Source organism: Achromobacter sp. UMC71 (assembly GCF_014170305.1).
Taxonomy (GTDB): Bacteria; Pseudomonadota; Gammaproteobacteria; order Burkholderiales; family Burkholderiaceae_B; genus Achromobacter.
The window spans coordinates 161333-177955 of sequence record NZ_LZZT01000045.1; the positions used below are offsets into that span (position 1 = coordinate 161333).

The following is a 16623-nucleotide window of genomic DNA, read 5'->3' on the forward strand; positions in this document are numbered from 1 at the left end:
GATTTGCCACACGTGCGTGCGTCGAATGCGGTTCAATCCGGTTCAACCCCGTCCCTGCAAAGGCTCCTGCCATGGCGACCATCACCCGTGCGGCATTTCTCAAACTGCTCACCAAGCACTTGTTCCCGGTCTTGAAGGCCGAAGGCTTCGAAGGCACGGGCCAGACGCTGCGCCGCATCCGCGGCCCCATTGTCCACGTCTTCAACGTCCAGGCGGCCAGCGGCGGCAAGGCCTGCTACCTCAACCTGGGCGCGCACTACGACTTCCTGCCGTGCGAAGGCGGCGCCTTCGTGCCGCCGGCCGAGATCGAGGAATCGCACTGTATTTTCCGCGACCGTATGGACCCGCCGCCGGGCGAAGCCTATGGCTGGGCCTATGGCGCCGACGCGGCGCAGGCCGAGGAAAACGTCGAATTCATCATCAGCGAATGGCCCCGGGTCGGCCACGCGTTCTTCGCGCATTACGACAGCTATCCGGCCAGTTGCGAACGCCTGGTGCAGCAGACCGATCCGGATTCCATCCACCCGGCCACGACACTGAACTTCGCGCGTATCGCGAAGCACCTGGGCGATACCGAACGCGCGCAGGCCTTCATCCGCTCGGGCCTGGCCCGGGCCCCGGCCGCCGCCACGTCGCTCAAGGCCAAGCTGGAACAGGCGCTGGCGGGCTGATCCGCGCGACGGTCGCGTCGCTGAAAACGCGGACCGGACACGCCTGGCGTTGCCGCCGGGCCGCGGGCAACGCCTGCCGTGGACACCGAACATTGGCTTGGATAGACTATCAGCCTTCCCGAATAGTTCCGATCCGCCATGGCCGACCTTACCATCGACCGTTCGCTGGTCGACCGGTCCGACGGCCCCAGTCTGTTCGTCGTGGCCGGCCGCTGCGAAGACACCGATTTCGCTACCGAAGCCCATCATCACTCGCGCGGCCAATTGTTCGGCTCGCTGCAAGGCCTGCTGTCGGTCGGGCTGGACAGCGGCGTCTGGGTCGTCCCGGCGATCCACGCCGTCTGGCTGCCCCCGCACCAGGCGCATTGGGCCCGCTCGCACGGCCCCTTCCATGGCTGGAGCGCCTTCATCACCGAAGCGCAATGCGCCAGCCTGCCGCAACACCCCTGCACCCTGCGCGTATCGGGCCTGTTGCGCGAAGCCGTGCTGCGCGCAAGCACCTGGCCGCTCGAGCCCCTGACGGGCGCGCGCCAGCATCTGGCTGCGGTCATCCTCGAAGAGATCCGCGACCTGCCCGAGGAAAGCTTCGGCCTGCCCATGCCGCAGGAGCCGCGTCTGCAACGCATCGCCCGCGCCTTGATCGACGACCCGTCGGACGCGCGCGACCTGGAGCAATGGGCGGACTGGGGCGCGGTCAGCTCGCGCACGCTCAGCCGGCGGTTCGTGGCGGAAACAGGGTTCAACTTCTCGACCTGGCGCCAGCGCGCGCGCCTCTTGCGCGCGCTGGAACGGCTGGCCGATGGCGCGCAAGTCACCACCATTGCGCTGGAACTGGGTTATTCCACCCCCACCGCTTTCATCAATCTGTTCCGCCGCGCTTTTGGGGCAACGCCGGCGGTGTATCGGGAGCGATTGCTGCGGTAGGGGCGTGGATGGGATGTGCTGCTAGGCGGCCCCGGCCCGGCTCCCGCAGCTAGGCTGCCCCCAGCTAGGCCTCCCCAGCTAGGCGCCCCCAGCTAGGCGCCCCCCACCATCCACCTCAGGCCCAGTTCGGTGGCGGCGGTTTCGTCGTCGACGAAGCCGACCTTGAAACCAAACGCCTTGCTCAGCCCCGCCGCCGCCAGGCGCATCGGCGCCGGCGTCGGCTTGCCGCCTTCCAGCACGATCATGCCGCGGCACACGCTGCGCATCTGGTGCTTCACCCGCTTGAAGAACAAGGCCCTTTCGCGCCGCGCCTCCACGGACTCGTCGTGGTGGTCATCGGGCGAGTGGTCCATCACCAGCACGAACGGCCGCCCCTGATCGAGCAGGCGCTGCAATTGCTGTTCGACGGGAACATCCGATTCTTCCCGAGACCGGAGAAACATGAGGGGAGCGCGCGATTCATCAATCAACATGGCCGCAGATTCCAAAAAAAGGAGAACGAGTGCGTCGGCCAGGCCATGACGCGTCGCGCCGGCCTGCCCGCCGTCCTCGAAGCATCTCACCAGCAGGCATCGGGCGCGCTCACGCGCCCGCCAAGTGATAGCCGTCAGCCGCCAATCTGGCGGCTGACGGCCAGGAGCGGGTCCGCGCGCAAAGATATTCGTCCTTTTCGCCCGCTTCGTCGCGGCCAGCGATAGCCAGTGGCGCGACGCCATCGCCACTGCGGGCGTCCCCCGCCAGTAGACCGGCGGCGGCGCCAGCGCTGCCGGCGCGGTGATCTGACCGAGGCGGCCCCATCAGGCCGTCTGCGGTCGCAAAGTGGCTATATCAAATAACCAGGATTGGCTATTTTTCACAGATCCAATTTTCTTTAGGATGGCTCGCATCCCAGTCAACATCGAGCACATCCATGCCAGAACTGACCCCGGCGCTGCGCCAGCGCATCATCCAAGCGGTGGACGCGGGCTTCGCGGCCCAGACCGACCTGACGGCGCAACTGGTGCGCCTGCCCTCGCAGCGCGGTGAAGAAGCCACCGCGCAGGACTTCATGGCGGCCCGCTACGCCGAACGCGGCTATGGCGTGGACCGTTGGAAAATCGACGTGGACGCCATCCGCCACCTGCCGGGCTTTTCGCCGGTAGCGGTGTCCTACGACAACGCCTACAACGTGGTCGGCGCGCACCGGGCGCGCAGCCTGACAGGCCGTTCGCTGATCCTGAACGGCCACATCGACGTGGTGCCGGTCGGCCCGCTGGCGCAATGGAGCCGCGACCCGTACGACCCCGCCATCGTCGATGGCTGGATGCACGGGCGCGGCGCGGGCGACATGAAGTCAGGCCTGATCGCCTGCCTGTCGGCCATGGACGCGCTGGCCAGCCTGGGTCTGGCGCCCGCCGGCGACGTGTTCCTGCAATCGGTGGTCGAAGAAGAGTGCACCGGCAACGGCGCGCTGGCCTGCCTGGCGCGCGGCTACCGCGCCGACGCCGCCTTCATCCCCGAGCCGCTCCTGCCCATGCTGATGCGCGCGCAGGTCGGCCCGATGTGGTTCCAGGTGCAGGTCGAAGGCGACCCCCAGCATGCCTCGGGCGCATTCACCGGCGCGGGCGCCAACGCCATCCAGAAGGCCATCTTCCTGATCCAGGCGCTGGACGAGCTGGAAGAACGCTGGAACGGCCGCAAGTGCGACCACCGCCACTTCTGCGACCACCCCCACCCCATCCGCTTCAACCTGGGCAAGATCGCCGGCGGCGACTGGCCGTCCAGCGTGCCGGCCTGGTGCACCTTCGACATGCGCGTGGCCGTGTACCCGGGCCAGCGTCTGGAAGACGCCCGCGCCGAGATCGAGGCCTTCGTGGCGCGAGCCGCCGCGCGCGACCCGTTCCTGGCCAAGCATCCGCCCAAGGTCATCTACCATGGCTTCATGGCCGAGGGCTACGAACTGAAGGATGCCGACGAGGTCGAGGCCGCGCTGCGCAGCGCCCACCAACAGGTATTCGGCGAGCCGCTGCGCGAGTACGCCACCTCCGCTGCCACCGACGCGCGTTTCTATGGCCTGTACGCGGACACGCCGGCCATCGTCTATGGCCCGGAATGCCGCATGCCGCACGGCTACGACGAAGCCGTGAACCTGGAATCGGTGCGCAAGGTCACCCAGACCATCGCGCTGTTCATCGCCGAATGGTGCGGACTGGAAGCGCGCCCGACATGAATCGCAGCCCCCTTCCCAGCGCCGGCCAGGCGCTGTTCGCGGCCGAGCCCCCCAAACTGACGCTGGCACAGGCCGAAGCCGTGGCACTGTCCTGCTACGGATTGAGCGCCCGCGCCAGCGTCCTGTCCAGCGAACGCGACCAGAATTTCCTGATGCAGTGCGAAGGCGGTGCCGCCTATGTGCTCAAGGCCACCCATCCGGCCGAAGACCCGGCCGTCACCGACTTCCATACCCAGGCCCAGCTGTGCCTGATGCAAGCGGGCGGCAAGCCGCCCGTGCCGCGGCTGATTCCCGGCCTGGCGGGCGGCTACGTGCATTGGCGCGACGACGAGGACGGCGGCCGCCGCGCCATCCGCCTGATGACCTTCGTGGACGGCGTGCCGCTGTACAAGGTGGATCGCAGCCCGGCGCAGCACCAGGCCCTGGGCCGCGCGCTGGCGCAGTTCGACCTGGCGCTAGCGGCTTTCAGCCACCCCATGGCCGACCACGAACTGATGTGGGATCTGCAACATGCCGACCGCCTGGCCGACCTGCTGCCGCGCATCGTGGAACCGGAACGGCGCAGATTGGCCGAGCGCCAGCTGGACCGCTTCATGCGCGACACGCAGCCCAGGCTGGGCGGCCTGCGGCGCCAGGTCATCCACAACGACCTGAACCCCTACAACGTAATGGTGGACCGCGCCCGGCACGACCACATCGCCGCGCTGCTGGATTTTGGCGACATGGTGCGCGCGCCGCTGGTGCAGGACCTGGCCGTGGCCGGCGCCTACCTGCTGCAGGACGCGCCCGATCCGCTGTCGCCCGCGCTGCGCCATTGCCTGGCCAGCTATCACCAGGCACTGCCGCTGACCGATACCGAAATCGCCCTGCTGCCCGGCCTGATGGCCGCGCGCCTGCTCATCACGGTGGCCATCACCGGGTGGCGCGCGCAGCAGCATCCCGAAAACCGCCACTACATCCTGCGCAACAACGGCCTGGCCTGGACCGGCCTGGCGCGGCTGGATGCGATGCCGCAGCAACAGGCCAGCGAGACCCTGCTGGCCGCCAGCCTGACCCCGATGGAGAGTTTCACGTGAGCCGAGACAAAGCCATGCTCAATGCCTTCGACCCCGCCGCAGCCGCTGCGCTGCCCGAGGCCGAACGCGCCCTGATCGCCCGCCGCCAGCGCGTGCTGGGCCCGTCCTACCGCCTGTTCTACGACCAGCCGCTGCATATCGTGCGCGGCGAAGGCGTATGGCTGATCGGCGCCGACGGCCAGCGCTACCTGGACGCCTACAACAACGTGGCCTCGGTGGGCCACAGCCACCCGCGCGTGGTGCGCGCGATCGCTGAACAGGCCGCCGTGCTGAACACGCATACGCGCTACCTGCACGACGGCGTGCTGGACTACGCCGAGCAACTGCTCGCCACCTTCCCCGAACCGCTGTCGCAAGTGATCTTCACCTGCACCGGCAGCGAAGCCAACGACCTGGCCCTGCGCGTGGCGCGCAGCCATACGGGGGGCACCGGCGTCATCGTCACGCAACTGGCGTACCACGGCGTGACCACGGCGGTGGCGGCCGTATCGCCGTCGCTGGGCCAGGCAGTGCCGCTGGGCCTGGACACGCGCACCGTGGCCGCGCCCGACAGCTACCGCCACGACCCGGCCACGCTGGGCGCGTGGTTTGGCCAGCAGGTGCAGTCGGCCATCGACGACATGCGTCGCCATGGCATTCGCCCGGCCGCGCTGCTGGTGGACACCATCCTCTCCAGCGACGGCGTCTACAGCGACCCCGCGGGCTTTCTGGCGCCGGCGGTGCAGGCGATCCGCGATGCCGGCGGCCTGTTCATCGCCGACGAAGTCCAGGCAGGATTCGCGCGCACGGGGTCCTGCATGTGGGGCTTCCAGCGCCACGGCCTGGTGCCGGACATCGTCACCATGGGCAAGCCCATGGGCAACGGCCACCCCATTGCCGCGATGGTCTCGCGCCCCGACATCATGGAACGCTTTGGCCGCGACGCTCGCTATTTCAATACCTTCGGCGGCAACCCCGTGGCCTGCGCCGCGGCACAGGCCACGCTGGCGGTGATCCAGGAAGAAGGCCTGCAGGAAAACGCCGCGCGCACCGGGCAGTATCTGCGTGACGGCCTGCGGGCGCTGGCCCGACGCCACGCCCTGATCGGCGACGTGCGCGGCGATGGCCTGTTCATCGGCGTGGAACTGGTGCGCGACCGCGCCGCCAAGACCCCGGCCAAGGAAGAGACGCACCGTTTCGTCAACCTGATGCGCGAACGCCGCGTGCTGCTCAGCGCCACCGGCCTGCACGGCAACGTGCTCAAGCTGCGCCCGCAACTGCCGTTCAATCGCGAGCACGCCGATCTGCTGCTGGCGGCGGCGGAGGCGGTGCTGGCCGAGCTGTAAAGACGGCGGGGCGCCCCGCCGTCCACCCGGATTGCCGGGCCCGGGCGTCAACGCTTGCCGGCCCGAGCCGACTTGGCCTGCGTTGCCCGTTCCAACGCCCGCGCGAAACGCATCACGCCATCGTCGATGCGTTCGCACGGCACGCCGCCATAGCCCAGCACCACGGCGGGCCTGCTGGCCCGTGCGGCGTCTGGCAGGTAGTGCGGCAGGCCCAGCACGATACCCTCTTGCTTGGCGGCGTCCGCCAGCCGCGCAACCTGGACCCTGGGCCGCAAACGCGCATAGACGTGCAGGCCGGCGCGCGCCTGCGACAGTTCCACCTGATCCCCGACCCGCGCCGCCAGCGCCTCGCGCAGCACCGCCTGGCGGCCGGCGTACTCGGTGCGCAGGCGTTTGATGTTGTGCGAGAAATGGCCATCGCCCATGAAGTCGGCCAGCGCCGCCTGCAAGTGCAGCTGGCCAGGCCGGTAGATGCTGGCGGCCGCCTGCGAGAACGAGGCGGCCACTTGCGGCGGCACCACCATGTAGCTCATACGCAGGCCCGCGAACATGGTCTTGCTGAACGTGCCCATGTAGATCACGCGGCCGTCCGCGTCCAGGCCCTGCAGCGACGGAATCGGCGCGCCGTCGTAGCGGAACTCGCTGTCGTAGTCGTCCTCGATCACCCACAGCCCGCGCGTGCGCGCCGCTTGCAGCAGTTCCAGGCGGCGGGCCAGCGGCATCACCACGCCGGTGGGGTACTGATGCGACGGACTGGTGATCAGCAGCCGCGCGCGGCGCGGCTGCGGGCTGGCGGCCAGGTCCAGGCCCTGGTCGTCCACCACCGCGGCATGCGCCCGCACGCCGGCCGCGCCCAGCACGGGCGGAAAGGCCCAGTGGCAGGGGCTTTCGACCAAGGCGCTGTCGCCCCATTCCGTCAGCAGCCGCGCGCACAGGTCCACCGACTGGTGCGTGCCCGCCGTGACGATGACCTGCTCGGGCTCGCACACGACCGACCGCGCCAGGCGCAGGTAATTGGCAATCGCCAGCCGCAGCGGCATGTAGCCCGCGCCGTCCTTGGCATAGCCCGACAACGCCAGATTGGATTTGCCCAGGTGGCGCGACACCAGGCGGCGCCAGAGATGAAACGGGAACAGGCTGGCATCGGCCACGCCCGGCACGAAGGCGCCCGTGTGCTGGGCCAGCCCGCCGGCGCCGCCCGCGATGGTCTCGCCGCGCGCCGACAGGCCCGGCCGATGGCGCTGCACGTGCTCGGGCGACTCGGGCGGCAACAGCGGCCGGTCCACCGTTTTTTCCACGAAGGTACCGCTGCCGCCACGTGCGCTCAGGTAGTTTTCGGCGATCAGCCTTTCGTAAGCCAGCGTCACCGTGATGCGTGAAATTTCCAAGTCGGCGGCCAGCGCGCGCGACGACGGCAGGCGTTGGCCCGCGACCAGCGTGTGGTCCAGCACACCGCGCCGAACAATGTCGTAGATCTGCTTCTGCAAGGCTTCATCCGACTCGCGTGACAGCGAACCGGCGAGCAAATCGGCAAGCAGGACTTCCTTCATGAAGTGGACCTATCTCTGGGCACATTGTGGCTATACAAGATATAGCCAGTAGTTGCTATCGTCAACGCCGTCATCAGACGTCGCGGCGCCGCTTGGGCAGCCGCGCAAAACAAGGGGAATTCCATGAACGACACGACGGGCCGCAGGCAGCCGGTCAGGGCCGCGGCCGCGGCTTTCTTCGGCACCATGATCGAGTGGTACGACTTTTATTGCTACGCCACGGCGGCCGCCCTGGTGTTCGGCGACGTGTTCTTCGCCACCAACGATCCCTTCATGGGCACGCTGGCATCGCTGGGCACATTCGCCATCGGCTTTTTCGCGCGGCCGGTGGGCGCGGTGCTGTTCGGCCACATGGGCGACCGCATCGGGCGCAAGCAGAGCCTGGTCTTCACGCTGCTGCTGATGGGCGTGGCCACCACGCTGATCGGGTTGCTGCCGTCCTATCATTCCATCGGCCTGGCCGCCGTGGTGCTGCTGGTGGCCCTGCGCCTGGTGCAGGGCATCGCGGTAGGCGGCGAATGGGGCGGCGCGGTGCTGATCGCGGCCGAACACGCGCCGCCCAAGTGGCGCACCTTCCTGGCGTCGGCGCCACAATACGGCAGCCCCATCGGCCTGATCCTGGCCACCGGCGTGTTCCGCCTGGTGTCCGACCTGCCCAAGGAAGACTTCCTGTCGTGGGGCTGGCGCCTGCCGTTCATCATCAGCGGCGTGCTGGTGCTGGTGGCCTTCGTGATCCGCCGCGGCGTCAACGAAAGCCCCGAACTCGAAGCCCGCCTGAAAGCGCAGAAAAAGGAAACCACCGCACCCATCCGCCTGGTGCTGCGCGAACGCAAGCGCGCCTTGCTGCTGGGCATCGGCCTGTGCCTCCTGGGCATCTCGGGGTTCTATTTCGTAACGACTCTGATGATCACCTACACCACCACCTACCTGAAGATCACGCGCAGCCAGATCCTGGACGTCGTGACGTGGGCCGGCGTGGTCGAACTGATCAGCTTCCCGATCGCTTCATACATCGCCACCCGCATCGGCGAGCGGCGCTTCCTGATCTGGGTCACCGCGTTGTCCACGCTCTGGTCCGTGCCGATGATGATGCTGATCCTGACGGGCGACATCCAGAACATCGCCATCGGCATCCTGACCGCGATCTTCCTGATCGGCGCCTACTACGCGGTGCTGGCGCCCTACCTGCCCTTGGCCTTCCCGGTGGAGATGCGCTACACCGGCATCTCGCTCAGCTTCCAGTTGTGCGGCGCGATCTTCGGCGGCACCACGCCGCTGGTGGGCCTGTGGGTGGCGCACACCTTCGGCCTGACCTGGCAGCCGATGGCGCTGATGTTCGCCATCATCGCGGGCGCCAACTTCCTGTGCGCGGTGTACCTGCCGACCGCCGAACGCGATGCCGCCCGCAACCGGCGGCCGCCTTGGGCTTTACAAGAATAATTTTTATTTGCAATAATCGGCGGCTTCGTCCCTTTCCCGTTTCCCCCGCATGCGCCGGACCCGCCCCGCAGAACACGGTTGGCTCGCCTACTACCGCGAGTTGCTGGGCACATGGAAACGCAAGGGGCACACCGCGGGCGACGTCGAAGACACCACCCACGACGCCATCGCCAACCTGCTGGAAGGCGATGTGTCGGCGATCCGCAATCCGCGCGCCTACCTGCACCGCAGCGTCTACCACGGCCTGGTGAACCAGCACCACAAGCAGCAGCGCGCCGCCGCCATCCCCTTGCAGGACCTGGACGAAAGCGATCATCCCGCCCAGGACGGCCCCGAGGCCGGCGCCCGCACGGCCCAGCTGTCACAAGCCCTGCGCCAGGCGCTGGACGAACTGCCCGCGCCCTGCGCCGAGGTCTTCGCCTGGCACCGGCTGGAAGGCTGGACCGTGCCGGAAATCGCCGCGCACCTGGGGCTGTCGGTCAGCAGCGTCGAAAAGCATCTCACCCGCACCATGCGGCACCTTCACACCCGCCTGCATGCCTATGCGCGATGACATTACGGACTTTCATGGCCAGATTGTCTTATCCCATAAGGCCGGGCGGAATGCGCTGATGCCGGCACGGGAGCACCATGGACACCTCTGATTTTTCCAATCTGCCTGGGGATCCCCTGGACGCGGCGGCCTATTGGTTCACCCGCGACCACGGCGGCCTCATGACGGCTGGCGAACGGCGGCAGTTCCAGGCCTGGCGCCAGGCCGATCCCGCCCACGAGCGCGCCTACCAGGAGATGCTGCAGATCTGGCGCCTGACGCAGGCCGTGCCGGACCGCGACCTGCGCCCGCTGGCCGCGCGCAAGCCGACGCCGCGCCTTGCCTCGCCGCAGCGCCGCCGCCTGACTTGGGGGCTGGCCGGCGCGGTGGGCGCGGCTGCCGCCGCCGGCGTGGCGTGGCCGCTGTGGTGGCCAGCCCAGGCGCTGTTCCAGCAGGGCTACGCCACCGGCCGTGGCGAACGCCGCCGGATCGCACTGCAGGACGACTCCGTCCTGACGCTGAACACCGCCACCCAGGCCGACGTGCGCTATACGCAGGACGAACGCCATATCGCGTTGCAGGCCGGCGAAATCATGTTTGAAGTGTCGCCCGACAAGGCCCGGCCGTTCATCGTCGACACCGCCGTGGGGCGCGTGCGCGTCACCGGCACGCGCTTCAACGTGCGCTACGACCGCGAGCGCATGGCGGTCTCGGTCGAATCCGGATCGGTCGAAGTTTCCACTGGCCCCTGGTGGAACCGCCAGCTCGCGCAACTGACCGCCGGCCAGGGCATCAGCCTGGCCCATCGCGGCGACGCCATGCAGGTCGAGGCGGTGGACGTCGCCTCGCTCACCGCCTGGCGCCAGGGCAAGGCCGTGTTCGACAACGTGCCGCTGGCGCAAGTGGTGGACGAGATCAACCGCTACCGCAGCCAGCCCATCCGCGTCGCCGCCGCGCTGCGCGGCATCCGCATCGCGGGCGTCTTCGACGTGGACAACACCGCCAGCTTTCTGACGGCCCTGCCCGCCCTGATCCCGGTGCGCGTGGTGCCGCGCGCGGACGGCGGCAGCGACATCGCGGCGCGATGATACAAACGGTTTCAATTTTGAGTTGAGAATCATTACGGGGTTGGCCCGCCGATTCGCTCATAGCAAGTAAGCGGGGTTTTTCGCCTCGCATGAACCCCCGGCCGGATCGCATCCGATCCGCCGTCCCGACTGAGCCCATCGTGACGACCACCGCCCTGTGCCCCCTGGCCTTGGCTATCGCCGCCGCGCTGGCCGTGGTGCCGCCAGCAGCCCGGGCGCAAACGCAAGCGCCGGCCCAAGCCGCCACCGTCAAGATCAACCTCCCCGCCCAAGCGCTGGCTCAGGCGTTGCTGCAACTGGGCCGCCAGACCAACCTGCAGGTCTATTACCTGCCCGAGGCCGTGCAGAACCGCCGCGCGCCCGCCGTCAGCGGCACGCTCACGCCGCAACAGGCGCTGGACCGGCTGCTGGCCGGCACCGGCCTGGTGGCCAAGATCGACGGCAACACCGCCGTCGTGCAGCCCCCGGCATCGGAAACCGCCACCCTGCCCGCCGTGTCCGTCTACGGCGACACGCGCGGCGAAGCCGTCGAAGGCCTGGTCGCGCGCCGCAGCCGCACCGGCACCAAGACCGACACCGCGCTCAACGAAATTCCGCAGACCATCAACGTCGTCACCGCGCAGCAGGTCGAGATGACCGGCGCCACCGACATCAACCAGGCCCTGCACTACGTGCCCGGTTTTTCCAGCTACGGCTCGGACAACCGCTCGGACTGGTATTCCGCGCTGCGCGGTTTCACCCCCACCGCCTATGTTGACGGCCTGCAGGTGCCCAACACGCTCAACCTGGCCAGCTGGCGCGTCGACCCCTACCTGATCGACAGCATCACCGTGCTGCGCGGGCCGACCTCGGTGCTGTACGGCCAGGGCGACCCCGGTGCCATCGTCGACGTGCAGAGCAAGCTCGCCAACGGCGAACGCACCCGCGAAATCGAGGCCCAGGTCGGCAACTATGCGCGCAAGCAGCTCAGCTTCGATATCGGCGACAACATCGACGAGAACGGCACGCTGTCGTACCGCGTGTTGGGCGTGGGCCGCGACGGCAACGCCCAGACCGGCCCCAACAAGGATCAGCGCGTGGTCCTTGCGCCATCGCTGCGCTGGCAGCCCAGCGCCGCCACCAGCCTGACCCTGTCCGCCACCTTCCTGGAAGACTGGGGCGACATCACCAGCAACTTCCTGCCCGCCCAAGGCACGGTGCTGCCCAACCCCAACGGCCGCATTTCGCGCGACCTCTACACCGGCGACCCGGATTTCAACTACTACCACAAGAAGCAGTGGTCGCTCGGCTACGCGCTGGAACACAAACTGGACTCGGTCTGGACCCTGCGCCAGAACACCCGCCTGATGCACCTGCAGTTGAACAACCGCTCGGTCTATGGCGGCGGCCTGGATGACAGCGATCCCACCATGGCCTCGATGACGCGCTACGCCGGCATCTTCCAGTTCAACTACAGCCGCTTCGACGTCGACAACCAGGCCGAAGCCAAATTCCGCACCGGCGCGCTGGAACACACGCTGCTGACCGGCCTGGAATACAGCCGCCAATCCACCACCGACAGCGAATCGCTGGCGCTGGCGCCGTCCTTGAATCTGTACAACCCGGTCTACGCGCCGGTCAATAAATCGCTGTTCTACGGCCCGAACGCCTACCCGCGCACCGACACCTACACCACCATGAACGCGGTGGGCCTGTACGCGCAAGACCAGATCAAATGGGACCGCTGGGTGCTGACGCTGGGCGGCCGCAAGGACTGGGCCAAGACCGAACAGACCGACCGCGAAGCCGATGCCCGCACCTCACAGCTGGACCAGGCCTTTACCGGCCGCGTCGGCCTGACCTACCTGGGTGACTACGGCCTGTCGCCCTACGTCAGCTACGCCACGTCGTTCAATCCGGTGTCCAACACCCGCCTGGCCGACGGCTCGTGGGCCAAGCCCACCAAGGGTGAACAGATCGAAGCCGGCCTGCGCTGGCAGCCCGACGGCAAGAACCTGACGCTGAACGCCGCCGTCTACCAGATCAAGCAGACCGACGTCGTCACCAACAACCCGGACGATCCCACCAACAGCACCTACGTGCAGACGGGCGCCGTGCGTTCGCAAGGCGTCGAGCTGAGCGCGGTGGGCAAGGTCACCCCCGAGCTCTCGATCGTCGGCGCCTACGTGTTCCAGAACGTCAAGATCACCAAGGCCAACGACGGCACCGAAGGCAAATGGCCGGTGGATATCCCGCGCCCGCGCCAGATGGCCTCGCTGTGGGCCGACTGGACCTGGCGCACCGGCCCGCTGGAAGGCTTCGGCATGGGCGCCGGGGTGCGCTACCAGAGCTCGGCGGCCGGCGCGTCCGACAACTCGTTGAAGATCCCCAGCTATACCGTCTACGACGCCGGCCTGCACTACGAGATGCCCAACTGGCGCTTTGCCCTGAACGCCGCCAACCTGTTCGACAAGCAATATGTCAGCGGCTGCCAGTCGTATGGCGTGTGCATGTACGGCAACGGCCGCACGGTGGTGGCATCGGTGAAGTACTACTGGTAGGGCGGCTCCTGAATCTGCAACCCCGCGAGGAGCATTCGGGGACCGCAGCCTCAGTCCTGCAGCAGTTTTTCGATGGCAGGCAACAGCCATTGCCCCAGATCGACCGAGCCATCGTCGACCAGTTCGTAGGTGGCCGGATGGACGTCCAGCCGCCGTGCCATTTCCATCTTGGAATAACCGCGCCAATGGCGCCAGGCACGCAGACTGGTCCAGCCGTGCGTGTTCATCAGCGCCTGCACCACGGAGCTGCGCGAAGGGCCGCCCGCGCGCGCCAGCAGCCACATGGACAGCAGCGCCGACGTATTCAGACCCACGGAATGCGAAAGCGCTTCTGCCGGCGACTCGGCACCGGTAGAAACGGAAAGACACGGGAAAACGGGGGCACCATTCATTGCGGCATCAACGGGATCGGCCAAGAGAGTAGCCCCGCCTCTTTCTGCGGGAAGGCGCTGCCGCAGCGGCCTTTCCGCAAGCGCGCCAAGCCATGGACTGTGCTTGGCCACTATATCGACGCACGAACACGCCGAACATCAGACTGTTCCTAAATCCACGTGCTCAACGCTTGCACGCCGCGGCTCACCGGTCCGGGCCACCAGGCTCGCGCTGTGTCCGGCCAAGGGGCCGGATCAGGCGCAAACGGCCCTCCAGCATCCCGAATCCATACGTCCGCGTCGTCACGTCCAAGCGGCTTTCGCACACCGCCTTCGTGTTGCCAGCCAAGCCCAAGGGCATCTTGAAGATATGGATGGTCGACGTTGCACCGTGCGGCCGGCACCAGCGGCCGTTGAACCGCAAGAAAGCGGCCTTTTCCTGCGCGCCGGCAATGGACATCCGGAAATCGTCGCGCTCGATGGCATCGGTTCAGAACATAGGATCAGTCCGCAAACTGAATAATTTTGCCGACGCTCCAGAAAAATCAGAATGATCTGATTGCCCGCTCGCTTGATTGATCCGTTAATAACAATGCGAATGCAACTTGTTATTATTTAAAGGATCGTTTCATGATATCGCCTGACATCAGGACAAGCACGCTGGCCCCCCGGTTCTGCTTTGTATCCGCCTTGGCAACCACCGCCACGCTCGCCGCGCCCGCGCAGGCCGTGGCGGCAGACGCCCAGCCCAGCGTGCAGCTGGCGCCCGTCACCGTCACCGGCCAGGCCGTCGATAGCTCCAAGACAGACAACGCGAGTTCGGCCAAATATGCCGTACCGCTGCTGGACGTGCCGCAGACCATCACCGTGGTGCCGCGCCAGGTCCTGGATGAGCAGAACGCGCTGAGCCTGCGCCAGGCCCTGTCCAATGTGTCGGGTATCACCTTCAATGCGGGCGAAGGCGGCGGCGGCTCTGGCGACTCCATCAACATCCGCGGCTTCAGCGCCAACGCCAACATGCAGCTCGATGGCCTGCGCGACAGCGCCCAGACCAGCCGCAGCGACCTGTTCAACCTGGAATCGGTCGAGGTCATCAAAGGCCCGAACTCCGTCTTCGGCGGCGCCGGCACCACGGGCGGCAGTATCAACATGGTGAGCAAGCGGCCCAAGGCGTCAAGCTTCACCCAGATCGACGCGGGTCTGGGCACCGACCGCTACAAGCGGCTGACGCTGGATACGAACCAGACCCTGGACCCCAACGGATTCGCTGCCTTCCGCCTGAACCTGATGGGCCACGGCAACGACGTGCCCGGGCGCGACCGGATCGACAAGCGGCGCTGGGGCGTGGCGCCATCGCTGACCCTGGGCATGAACGGGCCGACCCGGCTGACCCTGAGCTATCTGCATCAAGCCGATGACAACCTCCCCGACTACGGCGTGCCAGCGCTCAACGGCAAGAAACTGGATGGCGTCTCGCGCTCGGCCTACTTCGGCTGGCGCAATCTTGACCAGGACAAGATCCAATCCGACGCGATCACGGCCCGGCTGGAACACGACTTCTCGTCCAACCTGAAGATCGAGAACCTGACGCGCTACTCCCGTCTTGACCGCAACACGGTCGTGTCGGCATCGCATGCGAATCAGCGCGGCCTGCCTCCTGGCCGCTACAAGCCGGCAGGCCCCCAGGCGTATGGCCGCGATTCCGTCACCGACATGTGGATCAACCAGACCAACCTCACCAGCAAGTTCGATACGTTCGGACTGGGCCACATCCTGGTCACGGGCGTGGAACTATCGCGCGAAACCTACGACCGCACCGCCTATTCCTACAACATCAACTCGCGCTTCCCGGCCAATGGCTATTCCCTGGCGAACCCGCCCGGCCGTTGGGATGGCCCCACCGACAAGCGGACGTCGGCCAGAACCCTGACCAGCCTGGAAACCCGCGCACTCTATGCCATGGACACCATCGCGCTGGGCTCGATGTTCGATGTCAACGTGGGGTTACGGTATGACTGGATCGACGGCGAAGCCTCGAATCGGCCCGTCAAGGGGGCCCGCGTCGACAACAGCAGCACCGACCGCAAGCTCAGTACCCGCGCCGGCCTGACCTTCAAGCCCACCGATCATGGCCGCATCTACATCGCCTACGGCACGTCCTTCAACCCCTCGGCAGAATTCCTGGTGTCCACCGGCAGCGGCCTGAACCAGGCCACCAGCAGCCTGGCGCCCGAGAAAAACCGCACGGTGGAACTGGGAACCAAATGGGAACTGATGGACCAGCGGCTGGCCCTGGGCGGGGCACTGTTCCAGGTCGACAAGACCAATGCCCGCGAATCCATGAGCGATGGCACGTATCTGCTCGCGGGCGCCCAGCGCGTCAAGGGACTGGAGCTCAACGCCTCCGGCAAGGTCACGCCGCAATGGGATGTGTTCGCCAACTACACCCTGCTGGACAGCGAAACACGCCAGTCGGTTTCCCAACCCGCCCGCGTAGGCCAGGCCCTGGGCAATACGCCGCGGCACTCCTTCAGCCTGTGGACCAGCTACAGGCTGCCGGCGGGCTGGACGGTCGGCTACGGCGCGCGTTACGTGGGGTCGCGCAATGTCACCTCGCAAGGCAACGGCACGCTGGCCCCCTACTGGGTCCACGGGGTCATGGCCTCGTATGACGTGAACCGCAATCTCAAGCTGCAGCTGAACGTCGACAACCTGACCGACAAGGCCTACGTCGAACGCGTGCGGCAGACCCTGGGCAGCGATTCGAGATCCTCGGCCATCGAGTATGGGGACGGTCGTTCGGCGGTGCTCTCGGCGCGCTACCTGTTCTGAACGGCCCACGATCCGCGGACGGTGCCACGCCACGGCGTGGCACCACTCTGCATCGCACGCCAAAG

Annotated in this window: 13 protein-coding genes and 1 pseudogene; 10 read left to right on the top strand and 4 right to left on the bottom strand. The window is 67.2% G+C overall.

What is annotated here, in order from left to right; genetic code table 11:
* Positions 1–71 precede the first annotated feature (71 nt).
* Positions 72–671 (top strand): DUF4304 domain-containing protein, encoded by a 600-nt coding sequence (locus A9974_RS21655; protein ID WP_183006230.1) that lies wholly within the window; start codon positions 72–74, stop codon positions 669–671.
* 138 nt (positions 672–809) lie between these two features.
* Positions 810–1595 (top strand): helix-turn-helix domain-containing protein, encoded by a 786-nt coding sequence (locus tag A9974_RS21660; RefSeq protein ID WP_183006231.1) that lies wholly within the window; start codon positions 810–812, stop codon positions 1593–1595.
* Positions 1596–1687: 92 nt separating this feature from the next.
* On the opposite strand, the gene A9974_RS29530 is transcribed toward A9974_RS21660, so the two are convergent.
* Positions 1688–2311, bottom strand: coding sequence for a hypothetical protein (locus A9974_RS29530; RefSeq protein WP_255468283.1), 624 nt, complete (start codon positions 2309–2311; stop codon positions 1688–1690).
* A gap of 194 nt (positions 2312–2505) precedes the next feature.
* Between A9974_RS29530 and A9974_RS21670 the strand changes: the two genes are divergently transcribed.
* From A9974_RS21670 to A9974_RS21680, 3 genes are read left to right on the top strand one after another with little or no spacing between them, the layout of a single operon-like run.
* Positions 2506–3804, top strand: coding sequence for an ArgE/DapE family deacylase (locus A9974_RS21670; RefSeq protein WP_183006232.1), 1299 nt, complete (start codon positions 2506–2508; stop codon positions 3802–3804).
* A complete protein-coding gene (locus tag A9974_RS21675; protein WP_183006233.1) occupies positions 3801–4880 on the top strand; it encodes a phosphotransferase in 1080 nt (359 codons plus the stop codon). Before A9974_RS21670 ends, A9974_RS21675 begins: the two co-directional genes overlap by 4 nt.
* Positions 4877–6205 (top strand): aspartate aminotransferase family protein, encoded by a 1329-nt coding sequence (locus tag A9974_RS21680; RefSeq protein WP_183006234.1) that lies wholly within the window; start codon positions 4877–4879, stop codon positions 6203–6205. Before A9974_RS21675 ends, A9974_RS21680 begins: the two co-directional genes overlap by 4 nt.
* A gap of 47 nt (positions 6206–6252) precedes the next feature.
* Here the strand turns inward: A9974_RS21680 and A9974_RS21685 are convergent, their stop codons facing one another.
* Positions 6253–7755 carry a PLP-dependent aminotransferase family protein gene (locus A9974_RS21685; protein ID WP_183006235.1) on the bottom strand — a complete coding sequence of 501 codons (1503 nt, stop codon included), beginning with the start codon at positions 7753–7755 and terminating at the stop codon, positions 6253–6255.
* Positions 7756–7878: 123 nt separating this feature from the next.
* Between A9974_RS21685 and A9974_RS21690 the strand changes: the two genes are divergently transcribed.
* The 4 genes from A9974_RS21690 to A9974_RS21705 all read left to right on the top strand — a co-directional run bounded on the left by A9974_RS21690 (position 7879) and on the right by A9974_RS21705 (position 13355).
* Positions 7879–9195: an MFS transporter gene (locus A9974_RS21690; protein WP_183006236.1), complete on the top strand. Its 1317-nt coding sequence runs from the start codon at positions 7879–7881 to the stop codon at positions 9193–9195.
* Between the two features lie 49 nt (positions 9196–9244).
* A complete protein-coding gene (locus A9974_RS21695) occupies positions 9245–9748 on the top strand; it encodes an RNA polymerase sigma factor (RefSeq protein WP_183006237.1) in 504 nt (167 codons plus the stop codon).
* A 77-nt stretch (positions 9749–9825) separates the two neighbouring features.
* On the top strand, positions 9826–10815 hold the full coding sequence (locus tag A9974_RS21700; protein WP_183006238.1) for a FecR family protein: 990 nt from the start codon (positions 9826–9828) through the stop codon (positions 10813–10815).
* Positions 10816–10955: 140 nt separating this feature from the next.
* On the top strand, positions 10956–13355 hold the full coding sequence (locus A9974_RS21705) for a TonB-dependent siderophore receptor (protein ID WP_370539669.1): 2400 nt from the start codon (positions 10956–10958) through the stop codon (positions 13353–13355).
* A gap of 50 nt (positions 13356–13405) precedes the next feature.
* On the opposite strand, the gene A9974_RS21710 is transcribed toward A9974_RS21705, so the two are convergent.
* Positions 13406–13669 carry a hypothetical protein gene (locus tag A9974_RS21710; RefSeq protein WP_183006239.1) on the bottom strand — a complete coding sequence of 88 codons (264 nt, stop codon included), beginning with the start codon at positions 13667–13669 and terminating at the stop codon, positions 13406–13408.
* Positions 13670–14054: 385 nt separating this feature from the next.
* Positions 14055–14198 (bottom strand): annotated as a pseudogene (locus A9974_RS21715) (type II toxin-antitoxin system HipA family toxin); the annotation flags it as partial.
* Positions 14199–14356: 158 nt separating this feature from the next.
* Between A9974_RS21715 and A9974_RS21720 the strand changes: the two are divergent.
* Positions 14357–16558 carry a TonB-dependent siderophore receptor gene (locus A9974_RS21720; protein ID WP_183006240.1) on the top strand — a complete coding sequence of 734 codons (2202 nt, stop codon included), beginning with the start codon at positions 14357–14359 and terminating at the stop codon, positions 16556–16558.
* Positions 16559–16623 lie beyond the last annotated feature (65 nt).

What these genes read in the sequence shown, in the direction of transcription:
- A9974_RS21660 (WP_183006231.1), top strand. Translation starts at nt 810, where the DNA reads ATGGCCGACCTTACCATCGACCGTTCGCTGGTCGACCGGTCCGACGGC.
- A9974_RS21655 (WP_183006230.1), top strand. Translation starts at nt 72, where the DNA reads ATGGCGACCATCACCCGTGCGGCATTTCTCAAACTGCTCACCAAGCAC.
- A9974_RS21720 (WP_183006240.1), top strand. Translation starts at nt 14,357, where the DNA reads ATGATATCGCCTGACATCAGGACAAGCACGCTGGCCCCCCGGTTCTGC.
- A9974_RS21670 (WP_183006232.1), top strand. Translation starts at nt 2,506, where the DNA reads ATGCCAGAACTGACCCCGGCGCTGCGCCAGCGCATCATCCAAGCGGTG.
- A9974_RS21700 (WP_183006238.1), top strand. Translation starts at nt 9,826, where the DNA reads ATGGACACCTCTGATTTTTCCAATCTGCCTGGGGATCCCCTGGACGCG.
- A9974_RS29530 (WP_255468283.1), bottom strand. Translation starts at nt 2,311, where the DNA reads ATGGCGTCGCGCCACTGGCTATCGCTGGCCGCGACGAAGCGGGCGAAA.
- A9974_RS21695 (WP_183006237.1), top strand. Translation starts at nt 9,245, where the DNA reads ATGCGCCGGACCCGCCCCGCAGAACACGGTTGGCTCGCCTACTACCGC.
- A9974_RS21675 (WP_183006233.1), top strand. Translation starts at nt 3,801, where the DNA reads ATGAATCGCAGCCCCCTTCCCAGCGCCGGCCAGGCGCTGTTCGCGGCC.
- A9974_RS21685 (WP_183006235.1), bottom strand. Translation starts at nt 7,755, where the DNA reads ATGAAGGAAGTCCTGCTTGCCGATTTGCTCGCCGGTTCGCTGTCACGC.
- A9974_RS21690 (WP_183006236.1), top strand. Translation starts at nt 7,879, where the DNA reads ATGAACGACACGACGGGCCGCAGGCAGCCGGTCAGGGCCGCGGCCGCG.